This is a genomic window from Bacillus sp. 491mf (assembly GCF_900112415.1).
Lineage (GTDB): Bacteria > Bacillota > Bacilli > Bacillales > Bacillaceae_G > Bacillus_A.
In genome coordinates this window covers 1-16,089 of record NZ_FOLV01000058.1, presented here as the reverse complement: position 1 = coordinate 16,089, position 16,089 = coordinate 1, and the positions used below count along the sequence as shown (strand labels likewise).

11 protein-coding genes and 2 pseudogenes are annotated in these 16,089 nt (G+C 34.7%); 5 read left to right on the top strand and 8 right to left on the bottom strand.

Features of this window, described 5'->3' with window-relative positions:
* Positions 1-321: 321 nt before the first annotated feature.
* The 5 genes and pseudogenes from BM211_RS24240 to BM211_RS26620 all read right to left on the bottom strand — a co-directional run.
* Positions 322-1,368, bottom strand: coding sequence for a sensor histidine kinase (locus BM211_RS24240; protein ID WP_091000003.1), 1,047 nt, complete (start codon positions 1,366-1,368; stop codon positions 322-324).
* The gene (locus BM211_RS24235; RefSeq protein ID WP_035436196.1) at positions 1,365-2,078 is read right to left on the bottom strand and encodes a response regulator transcription factor; all 714 of its coding nucleotides are present in this window, start codon (positions 2,076-2,078) and stop codon (positions 1,365-1,367) included. Before BM211_RS24235 ends, BM211_RS24240 begins: the two co-directional genes overlap by 4 nt.
* A gap of 479 nt (positions 2,079-2,557) precedes the next feature.
* Positions 2,558-2,938: a hypothetical protein gene (locus BM211_RS24230; protein WP_091000001.1), complete on the bottom strand. Its 381-nt coding sequence runs from the start codon at positions 2,936-2,938 to the stop codon at positions 2,558-2,560.
* Between the two features lie 309 nt (positions 2,939-3,247).
* Positions 3,248-5,557 carry a binary toxin-like calcium binding domain-containing protein gene (locus tag BM211_RS24225; protein WP_090999999.1) on the bottom strand — a complete coding sequence of 770 codons (2,310 nt, stop codon included), beginning with the start codon at positions 5,555-5,557 and terminating at the stop codon, positions 3,248-3,250.
* A 501-nt stretch (positions 5,558-6,058) separates the two neighbouring features.
* Positions 6,059-6,166: pseudogene (locus BM211_RS26620) on the bottom strand (prealbumin-like fold domain-containing protein); the annotation flags it as partial.
* On the opposite strand from BM211_RS26620, the pseudogene BM211_RS24220 reads away from it, so the two are divergent.
* Positions 6,158-6,481, top strand: a pseudogene (locus BM211_RS24220) (AraC family transcriptional regulator); the annotation flags it as partial. The pseudogenes BM211_RS26620 and BM211_RS24220 sit on opposite strands and share 9 nt — an antisense overlap.
* Positions 6,482-6,618: 137 nt before the next feature.
* Here the strand turns inward: BM211_RS24220 and BM211_RS24215 are convergent.
* A complete protein-coding gene (locus tag BM211_RS24215; RefSeq protein ID WP_256217203.1) occupies positions 6,619-7,629 on the bottom strand; it encodes a thermonuclease family protein in 1,011 nt (336 codons plus the stop codon).
* A 789-nt stretch (positions 7,630-8,418) separates the two neighbouring features.
* On the opposite strand from BM211_RS24215, the gene BM211_RS24210 reads away from it, so the two are divergent.
* From BM211_RS24210 to BM211_RS24195, 4 genes are all read left to right on the top strand, one after another.
* A complete protein-coding gene (locus BM211_RS24210) occupies positions 8,419-9,738 on the top strand; it encodes a hemolysin BL lytic component L2 (protein WP_090999996.1) in 1,320 nt (439 codons plus the stop codon).
* Positions 9,739-9,809: 71 nt separating this feature from the next.
* The gene (locus tag BM211_RS24205; RefSeq protein WP_090999994.1) at positions 9,810-11,039 is read left to right on the top strand and encodes a hemolysin BL lytic component L1; all 1,230 of its coding nucleotides are present in this window, start codon (positions 9,810-9,812) and stop codon (positions 11,037-11,039) included.
* A gap of 30 nt (positions 11,040-11,069) precedes the next feature.
* Entirely contained in the window at positions 11,070-12,197 is a 1,128-nt protein-coding gene (locus BM211_RS24200) for a hemolysin BL binding component B (protein WP_090999992.1), read from the top strand.
* Between the two features lie 220 nt (positions 12,198-12,417).
* Positions 12,418-13,512 carry a hemolysin BL regulatory component HblB gene (locus tag BM211_RS24195; protein WP_090999990.1) on the top strand — a complete coding sequence of 365 codons (1,095 nt, stop codon included), beginning with the start codon at positions 12,418-12,420 and terminating at the stop codon, positions 13,510-13,512.
* Between the two features lie 358 nt (positions 13,513-13,870).
* On the opposite strand, the gene BM211_RS24190 is transcribed toward BM211_RS24195, so the two are convergent.
* Positions 13,871-14,524 carry a potassium channel family protein gene (locus BM211_RS24190; protein ID WP_090999988.1) on the bottom strand — a complete coding sequence of 218 codons (654 nt, stop codon included), beginning with the start codon at positions 14,522-14,524 and terminating at the stop codon, positions 13,871-13,873.
* Positions 14,525-14,557: 33 nt separating this feature from the next.
* A complete protein-coding gene (locus BM211_RS24185; RefSeq protein WP_090999986.1) occupies positions 14,558-15,895 on the bottom strand; it encodes a TrkH family potassium uptake protein in 1,338 nt (445 codons plus the stop codon).
* Positions 15,896-16,089 lie beyond the last annotated feature (194 nt).

The window sequence follows — 16,089 nt, the reverse complement described above, 5'->3', positions numbered from 1 at the left end:
GAATAATTTCTCTGGGCGGAATAACGACCATAAGATCCCCCCAACAATTACAAATGTTCCAATAAGGAATATATATTTTCTGTTCATAAAGTAATCTCCCTCCTCTAACACTTATATGTTAGCAAGGAAACCTCTCATTTTTATAACATAACTATTACAAAAGTCTTTCACTTTTTATCCCGCATTAACGGGCAGTAATACTCCCACCTCAAAATTCAGTAAAAGCAAAGAAGTTAGGCGGGAGATAAACTGCCCGTAAAAGCCCGATTGGTTCAACTAATAATCAGTGGGGGATGAAGAAAACCCCCACTGATTAAAGTTTCACTTTATTGGAAGTGTAAACCAAAATTCACTTCCTCGTTTTCCATCTGAGCGATCTCGCACACCAATGTCTCCTTTATGCATTTCAACTAATGATTTTGCGATAGCTAATCCGAGCCCTGATCCGCCAGATTGTGAACTTCTGGACTGATCTGTTCTATAGAAACGGTCAAATATACGTAATTGATCATTATATGAAATCCCTTGTCCTTCATCGCGCACAATAAATTGAACATATTGTTTCTGCTTATCTTCCTTTACAATCAAGTCAATTGTGGAAGCTGCAGGGGAATATCGGATTGCATTATGTAACAAGTTACTCATAACCCGTACTATTTTACATGGCATCATCCAAAGCCGAGGCAATGTATCAGACACCTGCACTTCTAAATGCATCTGTTTTTCTTCTAGTAAGATAGAATGTGAATCTAGTACTTCTAATAGCACTGTATCCACATGGGTTAAATTCGGATGAAACTCTTCTTGTCCAAGTTCTAACTTGGAAAGGTCAAATAAATTATTAATTAAACCATTTAATCTTTGCATTTCCTTTAATATTGTCGCTAAGTACTGCTTCTTCATATCAGGGTCTTCAATTACATTATCTTGTAATGCTTCTATCATCAATTGTATGCTGGCTATAGGTGTTCGCAAGTCATGTGAAATATTGGCAATCAGCTCTGTACGCGCTTTTTCCCCTTCTTCTAATTTCGTAAACCCTTCTTCTAACTTTTTCGCCATCTCTTGAAAAGCAGTTGCGAGTTCTTTAAATTCTTGTGGTTCCTTTCCAATTATATACATCGTTTCAAAATGTCTATCGCTAAATTGATGTGATAATGCAATTAAATTTTGAATGGACCTCATAATCGGACGTGTTAATAGCCAATAGATAAAAGTTGAAAGAAGCATTGCTACAATCGCAATTCCTGTTAATAACCGTGTTTGTTCCGGTTCCAATAACATTTTCCTATCACCATACCATATCGCAATGACCATGATGTTCGTGCTTAATAAATTCATCAATAACAATTGATAACGTAATTTCATGTTTCATTTCCTCCATTTGGATCAAAACGATACCCTATGCCCCAAACTGTATGAATCCAACGGTTCTTTGTCGTATGCTTATCTAGTTTTTCTCGCAAACGACTCATTAACACGGTTACTGTATTTGTACAGCCTTCATATTCAAATTCCCAAATTTGTTCAAGAAGCTGCGACCGAGAAAACACCTGTTTTGGATGTTTGGCCATCGTATAAAGTACTTCAAATTCCTTAACTGTTAAGTCCACCGCATGCCCACAAACAAACACACTTCTCTTCGCTGGATAAATCTCCAAATCTGGAAACTCTATCATTTTTAATTCCGGTTCTTTCGTTTGTACTACTGGTTGATTTCCTCTTCTTAGTATAATTTGAACCCTTAATACTAATTCACGAGGCGAAAACGGCTTTGTCACATAATCATCTGCTCCGATTGTTAAGCCTAAAATCCGATCTCTTTCCTCACCTCGAGCGGTCAACATAATAATAGGAACATTAGATTGTTGACGAATTTCCTCGCATAGCTCCCAACCGTCTTTTTTCGGCATCATCAAATCTAAAATGACTAAATCTGGTTGATACTGCTGAAATGCGTTCAAGCCTTCTGCTCCATTTTCAGCTGTAAATACTTCATACCCATCTCTTTCTAAATACCTTTTACATATTTCTCTAATATTCTCTTCATCTTCTACAATTACAATTCTTTGTTTCATAACTAGAACCCCCGCTGCTCTTTTCTTATAATGTGGAAATAATTCCATTATATACATACATTTGAATTTTCTGACATAAATATCATTACTATGCCTTTTACTGACTTTCTCCCTTTGTTTTAAACATTGTTTTCTATACGCACCAGATGTCTCCCCTAAAAGGAAAAGAGGGATATGCCATTTTTTAACTTGTATATATATAAAATACTTATAGTAATCTTTTATGCAAATATAATAATTATCAATATATCTATTCCAAGTCAAGTGCTATAGCCATACATTCACGAAAAAGTCATGAAAAGTAATGATACAATTCAGATGACATACTGAAAAGGAGAATACTGTATATTTACAATCCTTGAAGGATTACATATCGAAGTTTTTACATTTCAGGCATAGAGGTAGAAAGGCTTTTTTTACATAATATAAGTCCCCATTGCGATCAATGGAGACTTTCTTATAAATTGTCAATGCAATAATCAATTTCTACTAGGCTTAATAATATCTTGTAGTAAAAATACAATTGTTATGATAACCATTCCAAAATTGACTGCAAGAGCCATTATAACAGAAAAATCAGTGATATATGATAATAAAATATAAATTGAAAAGATTGACGCAAGAAAAGGAATCATTTTTCTCATTGCTGAAATTGCATATCCCTTACTCTTCTGAAGATAGATCATAACGATTCCAATACCTAATAATACAGGAGCAGTAATTAAAATCCCAAACCAGCCGAAAGCATCTTCAACAAACCAAGGTAAAAAGCGCATCATTGAGGAGAATATAAATAAATTAAGTACGAAAACAAATAATTGTATGATAGACAATTTTATATTTAAACTTTTTTGTTTCATAGTGTCGAACCTCTAATAAAGTGTTTTTTTACACTATTTTACTTATAATTCACTTTTATGTCAATGTCACTTTTCAACATATCATTTGCTGCTGCGGGGAACAAAAAATGACTTGCACTCGCTTTTTTTCCTTTGTTTTAAACATTGCATGTGGCCGAAACAGACCCTGACCGGATGCTCTTATCCTTCCCAAAAAAGGGCTTTCATGTCGGCTTTTTAATTTGTATTTATATATTACCTCACAAAAAAACAGAAACAGACCGCAAAGCCTTCAGAAAGAAACGCTTTGCAGTCTGATGATTTCTTACTTTATTTAATACTTTCAAATTCCCATTTATGGTTATTACCTGGTGAAGTTGTATGCTCAGGTTTTAAAATAAACGCACTAGAAGATACAACTGGGGCGCTACCATTATCTGCAACAGTACTTTGCCAATTATTTTGTCTAAATGTGATATAAGTAGAATCAGACTTTAGATAGAAGCTCTTCTGATCAGGAAGCTTGTCTAATTTAATAGCAGATCTATTATTTTCAGTATCTAACCAGCTATAATCATAACCATTTCCAATATTTAAATACTGGTAACCACCATAACTACTGTTAGTAAACTTAAGGAACACTTCTTCATCTTTTTTGAATGGTTGTCCTGGTTTAGGCTGTCCTTTTCTTTCTATTATTACTGGTGTTGCTTGAATGTCGTCTCCATGTATTGCTTTTTGTATAGGACCAAGTCTCAATCTATCCCAACTGGACTGAGGTGAAAAGTGTACATATCGTCCATTAATTGTTTGGTCTAATCCAATGTGCCAATTCTCCTGTACACCTTCACGTATGTTAACATTCGTCTTCAAATAGTACTGTTTTCCTTCTAGAATAGGTTCTCCGGAATTATCTACTACTAATTTATCGATAGCTTCTAGATAGCTTTTATTTGAAATAAGAGGCGTCCAGACTTCATTTTTATTGTCTTTTACATCACTGAGTTCAAACTTCACCTGAGCTTCTCCAAGAGATACACGGTTTACCGCTAAGTCTACAGGTTCATTTTCTTTAGATTCATACACATTTGAATTCTGATTTCGAACTAATGTTACCTTTTGGCTCTCACCTTTTTTATTACGAACCGTCACAAAGATTTCTTCACTCAAGTTAAATACCCCTGGTATAACCGATGCGTAAATCTTTTTCTTGCTATAATCATAACTGCTATATGATAGAGTTGGTCGTAGTGCACGGTTATCAAAGAAACCAAGGTTCTTACCTCGTTCTAAAAGGGTCCGATTTGGACCATAACGCTCTCGCTCTGGGTTTAGTCGACCATTTACTACATAATTCGCTACCCAACCGTTACTACCTATCTCAGTATGTGCAAGGAATTCGTCTAGTGAAAGATTATGATTAATGTTAGCAGGCTTTTCCTTGCCCGTTCTTGGTGTATAGACTCTATATTTTGGTATAGAACCGTAGCTTGTTTCTACTAATGTAGTAGAAGCATTTACATTTGATGCAAAATGCGACCAATCTCCTAAATTTACAAATTGTCCATCTTTCATCGTATACACATTCATCGTACTAGTAGGCAAGACTTCAATAGAAAGAGGTGCCCCTTGTTCTACTGCTTTTAATTCATCCAGTGTTAGGGAAATTTTCACATCCGCTTGACCTTCTACACTATCCATTAGAATTTCAGTTTTATTGTTTCCACCTTTTGCTGTAGTTAACAAGTTGGCTTTATAACGATCTTGTGTTGCCTTTACAGTATTAATAATTTTATTTCCTAATCGAATGTTAAAGTGAGGTGAAACATCCCCAGCAGATGCAGTACCCGTATTTTTATATTCTAGATGAAGTCTCACATTTGCTGCTTTAGATGAATCAACAGTAGTTGCTGTCGACCAGTCAAAACTATTAGAGATGCTTTCTGTTTCTGTTTTTGTATTGGAATAACCATACCCTACATTTAACGATCCCTTACCCGATGGTACAGGACCCGCTGCTGATCCTTCAACGCCAGCTTCGCCAGCTAAGCCAACATTAAAAGAATGTTGTACAGATAAGCTTTTTTCCCAAGTTTTAGTACGTGACTCACCTTTTGAATCCGTAATACTAGCAACGGGAGTAATATCAATACGTTTTACAGCAATTTGTAGATTTGGTACATTCGCGATCATCGGGTTAAAATCTACATCAGAATCACTATCATAATGCTCTACTTCATAGCTATCTGTAAAAGGGTCTCCATCTGAGTTTGCACTCCTAGGATTTGTTATAAATCTCTTTTTCCCAAAGTCTTTCTCTAGGTCATATAACTGGGCTTCATTTTTCCCTGTCTTTTCATTAAATACAATTTTAAATCCTTTTTCTTCTAGTTCATTAGGGATACCATCCCCGTCCCAATCATTATTTTCCTGAACCTCTTCCTTAATCATGATTCCTTTTTTTCCAGAATCACCATAGATAATATTTTGTCCGTCCTTTAGATTTTTATCTTCTTTAAAGGTTTCCACTTTTCCGTCTTGTTCAGGCTTTGTTTCAGCTAAAGCAGGCGATGCTAAAGTTAGTGCCATCGTTACACTGCTTAATACAGCGAATGCCGGCTTCAATTTCTTTTCCTTCATTATCATTTTCCTCCTTGTTTTCTCAGGTCATGAGTACGTTTACTAGTAATCTTGACTTCATCTTATATAACAAATCTTTCATTTCTCTCTCAGAAGTATTACAAAAGTCTTGCAAATATCTTGCATAATGATTATGACGTTATTAATTCTTTTGAGAAACCTAGTGAGACCTAGCTTGCCTCAAAGATATACAAACAAAAAAAGGATTCGAATTTTCTATTCTAAGAGAAATTCAAATCCTTACAACGATTCATAAAAGCAATATTTTGTAACTACTCAGCCATACATCTCGTTTAGAAGTTTGGTAAGGGGTATGATTTAAGTAGAAATACGCTTACCTATAAAAAGTTTTTTTCATTTTTGAGCACATAGATTGCTGCCATGATGATAAAAATGGACCTACACCTTGCTATCTTTTTTTGTTTTAAAACTTTGCTCGTGGCAGGAAAAGACCCTGACCGCTCCTATACATAGCCAGTCCCTCTTGACCATTTAAAAAACTGCTTTTGTTTCGACAACTTGATACTCTCCGTAAGGAAGGTTGTTCCATGAAATCACACCATTTTCATCTGATACACCTTTTACTTCTTTTCCTTCTACGACTACTATTATTCAGTACCTATAATTAAAAAAATAACTTTAATTCATATAGGCATTTTATTATATTACATGATTTATAATAAAGAATTAGATGCAAACACTGTTTGGAAGAAAAATAAATTATTAGAAGAAAATTCCTATGCAATTGTAAATCCTGATTTATATATTTCAACCCGTCGTCAAAATAATCCAAGTAATTATGATGTATCATTAGAAAGGAGATTTTTCACAAACATTAAGGAAGAAAACAAGGAAAAAGTAATAGAGTATGCGTATGCATTCCCACAAGAAGATGCTGTAACTTTATCAAAAGGAAAATCACTTTTCGACTCATACACTCCACCTACTATTTTTTAAAATGAATTTATATAGGTATCTTGATTGTTAAGTATAACCTTATCAATAAGCAGCGAGTAACATACAAAAAAAGATTCGCGTATTAAGCGAATCCTTTTTTGTATTTACTTATCACAAGCGATCCCATCGCCATCTCGGTCTAGCTTAGAAGAATAAGCTGGGTGACCTTTCGGAATATTGGAGAACCCGGCTGCTTTTGCTTCTTTACAGCTGCTAAAATGATATTCACCTTGTGGTAAGTTGTTATTTGGTTGTTGTTGCACTTGTTGTTTCTGTTCTGGTTCTGTTTTTGGTTCTGGTTGTGCTTGTTTCGGAGCTGGTGCAGGTGTAGCAGGCTTTGCTACTTTACTCTTCTCAAAGCCGTTATCTGTTGCATAGTTTTCTACACTCCAAATGCCTTTTTTATTTGCCTGTGCCTTTGTTTGGAATTCACGCAAATAATCAACATACTTTGTATTCGGAGCATATATATATGCCACGCGTGCCAATCCTTGCTCCACTAATAATCGGTTTAACATTTGGCCATCTACCCATACATAAACTAATAGACGTCCATATTTTTCACGATCACTTACATCTAATTCAAGCTGAACTTTCTTTCCTTCACTTGCGTATTTCTTAGTGAATGCACTTGCTTCTGGTCCGAATGGTTGTACGCCTAGACGTGGATGCTTTGTTTCCGGTGTATCAACAAGGAGAAAGCGTACTGTTTCTTCTTTTCCATTCTCTAATTTCACTTTCAACGTATCGCCGTCAATATTTTTCATTACAGTTGCATTCACAACACGATTCGTATTCATCATATTTTTTTCATCATCAATATGATGAATTGAACCTGTTACTAAACTTTCATGTTGCACTTTATTTTCCGTACTGTTTGGCGTGTTATTTTCGCGATCCGCCACTGCGACATCTTCATATGTACTGCTTTCTTGTTGTTTCTTTACTTCTTCCTGCTTTTTCTTTTCCTCTTCTTGCTTCTTTTGTTCCTCAATCTTTTTTTGTTCTGCTGCTTTTGTATCCTTATTTTCTGTCGCCTTCGCATTATTACCGCATGCCGCTAAACTAAAGGCAAACACACTACAAATAAGTAGTGTTACTAACTTTTTCAACACCTAATACTCCCCCTAGAACAACCATATAAATAATTACCTCATCTATTTTACCAAATATATAAGTTCATATTTGGTACATTTTGTCGTGATAACTTTATATTCCACTAAAGGGATTAGAGCCTTATTTTACGAAATTCACAAATCAACCATTCTGTAAAAAATAATTTATATATAAAAATATTATTAAAGGTGTACATTTCGTAATATTTTTAGCATATCTCATCTCATTCCCTACGGAAGGGAATTTTCCCCCGTAATGCTTACAGGGAATATAATTACTATTCATAGGATAATAATATTTTGGATTATTTATTGTTAATATGACCATATTTATATGCAATTTTGCATTTCCTAAATAAAGGAAAGCAACATACAAAGCTCTATTAAATTATATTAAAAAAATTTTTTATCAAATAATTCATATAGATAAATACAAATCATTATATTTTAGGCTTAATTATCAAAGTATAATTATTTCACTTAGTAAAGCGATTCATAGTATTTAACTTTTTAGATATAATGTTTTTAAAATACAAAAAACGAAATACCATAATCATTAGATGTAAGCGGTGAAATTTTGTTATTTACTTATTAAAAACATAATGTTTACAATGAGGGCGTAGGGTCCTTACATTCTATAAAAATAGATAATAACGAGAGTTTCTTGTTTTAACATTCTATCCGAAAGAATTCTCCTACCTCAATTATGCAAGGAGAAAACAAAGCGATAGATCGTTCAAGATAGTATAAATAAAATTGTAAAAAGACAATCGTGAAGAGGTGTACGGAATGAAAAATAAAATAATTACAGGATTTTTAATAACATCCATTGTTACTGGAGCGAATATTCCTATCAATGCTCTCGCAACGCCAATCGTTAAGGCCGAAACGCAACAAGAGAACACGGATATTTCCTCATCATTACGAAAATTAGGTGCGCAATCTAAATTAATCCAAACATATATAGATAAAGCTTTAGTAAATCCTAATATACAACTAATGGAAGTCCCATCTTTAAATACAAACCAAGACCTAATCAAGAAAGATATGAACGAATGGTCATCGGAACTTTATCCAAAATTAGTTCTATTAAATGCAAAAAGTAAAGGATTTGTGACTAAATTTAATAGCTATTATCCAGCATTAAAAGGATTTGTAGACAATAAAGAGGATAAAGAAGGGTTTTTGGATAGACTTGAAGTTCTTCAAGACATGGCTATGACGAACCAAGATAACGTGCAGCGTCAAATTAATGAACTAACAGATCTTAAATTACAACTCGATAAAAAACTTACAGATCTCGATACTGATGTGACAAAAGCGCAAGGTGTACTAAGTTCAGATGGAACAGGGAAAATAGACCAACTAAAAAATGAAATACAAAATACCCAAAAATCAATTCAAGATGATTTACAACAAATAGCATTGTTACCAGGCGCTTTAAATGAACAAGGATTTAATATATTCAAAGAAGTCTACAGCCTTTCAAAAGATATCATTGAACCAGCTGCTCAAACAGCAGTGGCGGCGTATAACAAAGGAAAAGAAATTAACAACTCTATTTTAGAAGCAGAGAAAAAAGTAGAGCAGGAATTGAAAGAAAAAGGTAAATCTGCTCTAGAGATTGAAGCTGCCAAAAAGGAAGCTCGTGAAGCAATTGAGAAAAACAGAAAAGGCGAACTAGCTGCAGCTGCAATTACAAAGACACAAGAGTATGACCTTACGAAAGTTATTGACCCTGAAAAAGTCAAAAAAACATATAGTGCCTTCGCTGAAGTAAATAAACTAACAGCAGAGCAACGAGCACATTTAGATGATTTAGAGCAACAAAACCAAAAGTTTTATGATTTAACAAAAAACCTAACAGTAGCAGATTTACAAAAATCAATGCTTCTTATTACGCAAAATGATTTACATACATTTGCAAATCAAGTAGATGTAGAACTTGACCTACTAAAACGCTATAAAGAAGATTTGAATCTAATCAAAAATAATATTACAAAATTATCTACTAATGTTGATACAACTGACCAGCAGTCTCAAAAAGATACATTAAGACAATTAAAAAATGTAACAAGTTACCTTGGAGAACAAGTTAATAAGTTTTAATATTAAGAATTTAATAAAAATAATATAAAGATTATTAAGAATCTATCAAAAAACTGAGAAGGAGAATCGTTATGAAAAAACTTCCATTTAAGGTGTTAGCTGTAGCCACTCTTGCAACGGTTATAACTGCTACTAACGGTAACACTATTCATGTACTTGCACAGGAACAAACCGCTCAAGAACAAAAAGTAGGGAATTATGAATTAGGGCCTGAAGGGCTGAAGAAAGCATTAGCTCAAACAGGATCTCATATTCTTGTAATGGATTTGTACGCAAAAACAATGATTAAACAACCAAATGTAAATTTATCCGGTATTGATTTAGGTTCAGAAGGAGCAGAATTACTTAAAAGCATTCACCTGAATCAGGAACTGTCACGAATCAATGCGAATTATTGGTTAGACACAGCGAAGCCGAAAATTCAAAAAACAGCACGTAATATTGTAAATTACGATGAAGAATTTAAAAATTATTACGATACATTGGCAGCTGCTGTACAAAAGAAAGATAAAGCAGAGTTAAAAGATGGATTAAATGATTTAATCACTACAATTAATACAAATTCACAAGAAGTTACAGAAGTAATTAAGATGTTACAAGACTTCAAAGCAAAACTGTATGACAATTCTACAGGGTTTAAAAATAATGTTGGTGGTCCAGATGGACAAGGTGGATTAACGGCACTATTAGCCGGAAATAATGCACTGATTCCACAACTTCAAGCTGAAATTGAGAAGCTACGTTCTACTCAGACAGAGCATTTTAACAATGTATTAGCATGGTCAATTGGCGGTGGATTGGGAGCATTCATTTTAGTTGCTGCAGCCATTGCAGGAACGGTAGTAATTGTTGTGACTGGCGGTACAGCAACACCAGCTGTTGTTGGTGGCCTTACGGCTCTCGGTGCAGCTGGTATCGGTTTAGGAACAGCATCTGGTGTCATTGCGTCTAAGAATATGGACTCCTATAACGCAATTTCTAACAAAATCGGACAATTAAGTACGAAAGCTGATCTTGCTAGCCAAGCAGTTATTTCGCTTACTAACGCGAAAGCAACTTTGACAGATCTGTATCAAACAGTGGATCAAGCGATAATGTCTCTAACAAATATCCAAAAACAATGGAATACAATGGGGGCCAATTATACAGATTTACATGATAATATCGACTCTATGCAAGATCAGAAACTTTCTTTAATACTTGATGATTTAAAAGCTGCTAAACAAAGTTGGAGTGATATTCATAAAGATGCAGAATTCATTTCGAAAGACATTGCTTTTACACAAGAAACAAAGAACTAAAAATTAAAACCTATATAGGAGGAATATGAAATGCTAAATAAAATCCCTTACAAGATACTCGCTGCATCAGCGCTTTTAGCTTTGACAACAACTTCTGTAGTCTCACCAGTAGCAACTTATGCAAGTGAAATCAATCAAACTAACAATGGAGATACGTCTCTTTCTGCAAATACAGACGGAATGAAAAAAGCTTTGCAAGATGCTGGGGTATTTGCAAAATCTATGAATGAATATTCTTATTTGTTAATTAATAACCCGGATGTGAATTTTGAAGGGATTACTATTAACGGGTATCCAGATTTACCTGGTAAGATTTTACAAGATCAAAAGAATGCTAGAGCACATGCTGTTACATGGGATACGAAAATAAAAAAACAGCTTTTAGATACATTGACAGGCATTGTCGAATACAATACAACGTTTGATAATTATTATGACACAATACTAGACGCTGTTAATACAGGGGATGGCGATACTTTAAAAGAAGGGATTACAGATTTACGATCTGAAATTCAACAAAACCGAGAGACTGCAAAAAATTTAATAACAGCATTAACTGAGTTAAGAAATAATGTTGGAGAAGATGTTAGAGCATTTGGAAGCAATAAAGAACAATTGTATTCGATTTTAAAAAATCAAACAGCTGGGCTTGAGGACGATCAAAAACGTCTAGATGAAGTTCTAGGGCAAGTAAACTATTATAAAAAATTAGAATCTGATGGATTTACAACAATGAAGGTTGGCGTTTTTGGCCTATGGTGGATTGGCGGTATAATAGTAGGTACAGCAAGAGATAATTTAGGAAAGTTAAATCCGTATTTAGCAGAACTACGGATGACTGTAGATTCTAAAACAACATTAAATCGTGTAGTTGGCGTTGCGTATAATAATACTGATCAGATGCATAAGGCGATTGATAATGCAATTAATGCTCTTACTTATATGCAAACGCAATGGGATGATTTAGATAATCAATATGATGGGGTACTTAAACAGATTGATAAGGCTGCTGGAAAAGCTGATGAAAATAAATTTGGCTACTTAAAACCTACCTTGAAGACAGCTAAAAATCTTTGGAACACATTACACGGAGATGCAGTCACAATAAAAGACGGAATAAAAGAACTAAAAGTGGAAACTGTTACTCCACAAAAATAAGGAAGTATCGGTTCTGAATCCAGGATTACATCTTTAAATTTCAGTATAACAATTAATAATTCCTTATAAACCGAAAAGGCGGAGTCTGATGAAAGACTTCGCCTTTCACTATAAATACTACGAAACAAAGTTGGGATGATATTCATAAAGATACAGAACTAATTTCACTTTTAAAAAAGAATAGAACTTATAATCAAAACCTGCATAGGAGGATTATGAAATGATAAAAAAAATCCCTTACAAACTACTCGCTGTATCGACGTTTTTAACTATAACGACAACTTATGCAGTCACACCAGTAGCAACTTTTGCAAGTGAAATCGTGCAGACTAACAATGAGGATATGTCTCTTTCAGCAAATGAAGAACAGATGAAAAAAGCTTTGCAAGATGCTGCGGTATTTGCAAAATCCATGAATGACTATTCTTACTTGTTAATTAATAATCCAGATGTGAATTTTGAAGGAATTAATATTAATGGGTATGCAGACTTACCTGGTAAAATTGTACAAGATCAAAAGAATGCTAGAGAACATGCTGTTACATGGAATACGCAAGTAAAAAAACAGCTTTTAGATACATTGACAGACATTATTGAGTACGATACAAAATTTCACAATCATTATGGAACATTAGTAGAGGCGATTAATACAGGGAATGGAGATACTTTAAAAAAAGGAATTACAGATTTACGAAGTGAAATTCAACAAAACGAAGAGCATGCACAAAAGTTAATACAAGAATTAACTAAGTTAAAAGAAGATATTGGACAAGATGTTAGAGCATTTGGGAGCGATAAAGATCTCTTGCAATCGATTTTAAAAACCCAAGGTGCTGATGTTGAAACCGATCAAAAGCGTCTAAATGAGGTTTTGGCAGACATAAACTATCAGAGAGACATAGAATCTAAAGGATGGATAATGGTAAAAACCGGCTTTATTCCCGTAATGATTTCTGGTGGTATAATGATAGGTGATGCAAGAGGTAAGTTAGGCTGGTTAGAGCCAGAATTTGCAAAATTACGTCAGACTGTAGATTATAAACTAACATTAAATCGTGTAGTTGGAGTTGCGTTTAATAATATTAGTGAGATGCATAGTGCGATTGATAAAGCCATTAGTTCTCTTACTTATATGTCCGCACAATGGCATGATTTAGATTCTAAATATGCAGGAGTACTAGGACATATTGAAAAAGCATCTGAAAAAGCTGATCAGAATAAATTTAAATTCTTAAAACCGACCTTGGATTCAGCTAAAGATAGTTGGAAAACATTAACAACAGATGCAATCACATTAAAAGAAGGAATCAAATAATTAAAAGTGGGACCTCCACAAAAATAAGGAAATATCGATTCTTTTTAAAGCTTTTGAACAAACATGACAAACCTAAGTTTAGGCTATAACAGTTTTGCGGTTTGTTGTATATGAAAAAGCGGAGTCTGCTGAAGACTTCGCTTTTTTCTTCATTTCGTTTATATATCCATTTCAATTTTTGACATCTCTATCTCTACCATGCAAAACAAAGCATACCCGCTACTCGCTTGCTCCTTTTGTTTTAAGCATGACACGTGGTAAAAATAGACCCTGACCGCTTCTATGCACGGCCAGACGCTCTCGTCTCCCCCTATAAAAAGGGGATTCTTGTCGGTTTCATTCTTTCTGAGCTTACTGCTTATTCAAAATCTGCAAAACGATGCAAATTTCTCTTTTCTCCAATCATAACTAAACCGTCCCCTTCTTGCACAACTTCATCTGGGGAAGGAGAAATATTAATTCTCCCCTTACTTTTAATCGCAATAACATTTAAATTTAACTTCGCTCGAATATCCAGTTCTTTGATACTTTTCCCTGACATACTGGAAGGCACTTTAATTTCTTCAATATTATAATCTTTGGCGAGTTCAATGAAATTAAGAACATTCGGTAACATAAGCTGATGGGCTACACGCTCGCCCATATCCCACTCAGGAAATACGACCCAGTCTGCTCCTACCTTCTCCAACACTTGGCCATGGCGTTTATTAAGCGCCTTGACTACAACTTTGTTTACTCCTAATTCTTTTAGTACTAAGACTGTTAAAATACTTGCTTGAATATCATTTCCAATTGCCACAATGACTGTATCAATATTCCGAATACCAATTGCTTTTAATACCTCTTCATCTGTTGCATCTGCAATCACTGCATGGGTGGCAGCATCCTCAAGTTCATTTACACGTTTTTCATTGCTATCTATTGCCAATACTTCATTTCCTGCTTCTACTAATGTATTTACAATACTTGAACCAAACCTTCCTAACCCAATAACTGCGTATTGCCTTTTCATATTCCTATCGCTCCTCTAAGGATGAATAAACACCTAGCCAATCATAATTTTCCCTTTCGGATAACTGAACGGATCTGAATTTCTTCGCAGCGTAACAGCAAAAGCGATGGTCAATGGCCCTACCCTTCCTGCAAACATCGTTAAAATAATGATGATTTTACCAAGCGGAGATAATTCAGGGGTCAGTCCCATAGAAAGCCCTACCGTTCCAAAGGCGGAAGTTGCTTCAAAGAGAATCATTAAAAAGTCCTTCCCCGGTTCTGTTATTGTTAGCAGCATGGCAGCGATTATAACGATAAAAAGACCAGCTAACATAACGGTAAGTGATTTATAAATTGTGTCGTATGCAATTCTTTTTCGAAAAAAGATTACATCTTCTTTTCCTTTTACTTGTGACCTTACTGCTCCTAAAAGGGTTGCAAATGTAGTTGTTTTAATTCCTCCACCCGTCGATCCAGGAGAAGCCCCGATATACATAAGGATAATAATAATAAACAGGGTTGAATGGTGTAAATCCGGAATATTGAGTGTATTTGCCCCAGCTGTTCTTGGCGTGATAGCTTGAAATAAAGAAGCTAAAACTTTCCCAAACGCTGATAACGGTTGTAACGTTTTGGGATTATGAAATTCCAATAAGAAAATTAGAAGCGTTCCTACTACCACTAGCAAAGAACTTGTAAACAGAACTACCTTCGTATGCAAAGAAAGGCGTCCAATCCGTTTATATTCATATACTTCATTCATAACGATAAAACCAATACCGCCCAGTGTAATGAGTGCACAGATTACCAATGTAACAATTGGATCTTCTACATAACCAGTTAGGCTTTTAAAATTTCCCATTATATCGAATCCTGCGTTATTGAAATTTGAAACGGAATGAAATATCCCGTAATACACCGCTTTGGAAAGCGGCATATCAAATGCAAAGCGAATTGTTAATAAAATTGCGCCGATAAATTCAATCACAACTGTAAAAATAAGAATTCTTTTTGCTAAACGAACAATGCCGGCAATCGATAAATTATTCAATGCCTCCTGCAGTAGCAGCCTTTCTTTCAAGGAAATCCTTTTTCCTAACAAAACAGAAAAAAAGATGGCAAACGTCATAAATCCTAGGCCGCCTACTTGAATTAGAAACAAGATAACGAGTTGGCCAAACAACGTGAAGGTTGTCCCGGTATCTACTACGACAAGCCCAGTTACACATGTAGCAGACGTAGCTGTAAACAATGCATTTAACAAAGGAAGGCCTTGCCCATCTGTTGTCGCTACTGGAAGCGTTAAAAGAATCGTACCAATGAAAATAATGAAAGCGAATCCTACTACTAATGTTTTCGGAGGATCCATATAAATCTGTCTGCTCTTCATAGTTGTTTCTCCTATACATTTTTTAGGAAAACTGCTCGTCTATTCTTTCTTCACATGAAAATACCTAACATATATGTAAATCGTTGATAAAGTGAAACTTTAATCAGTGGGGGTTTTCTTCATCCCCCACTGATTATTAGTTGAACCAATCGGGCTTTTACGGGCAGTTTATCTCCCGCCTAACTTCTTTGCTT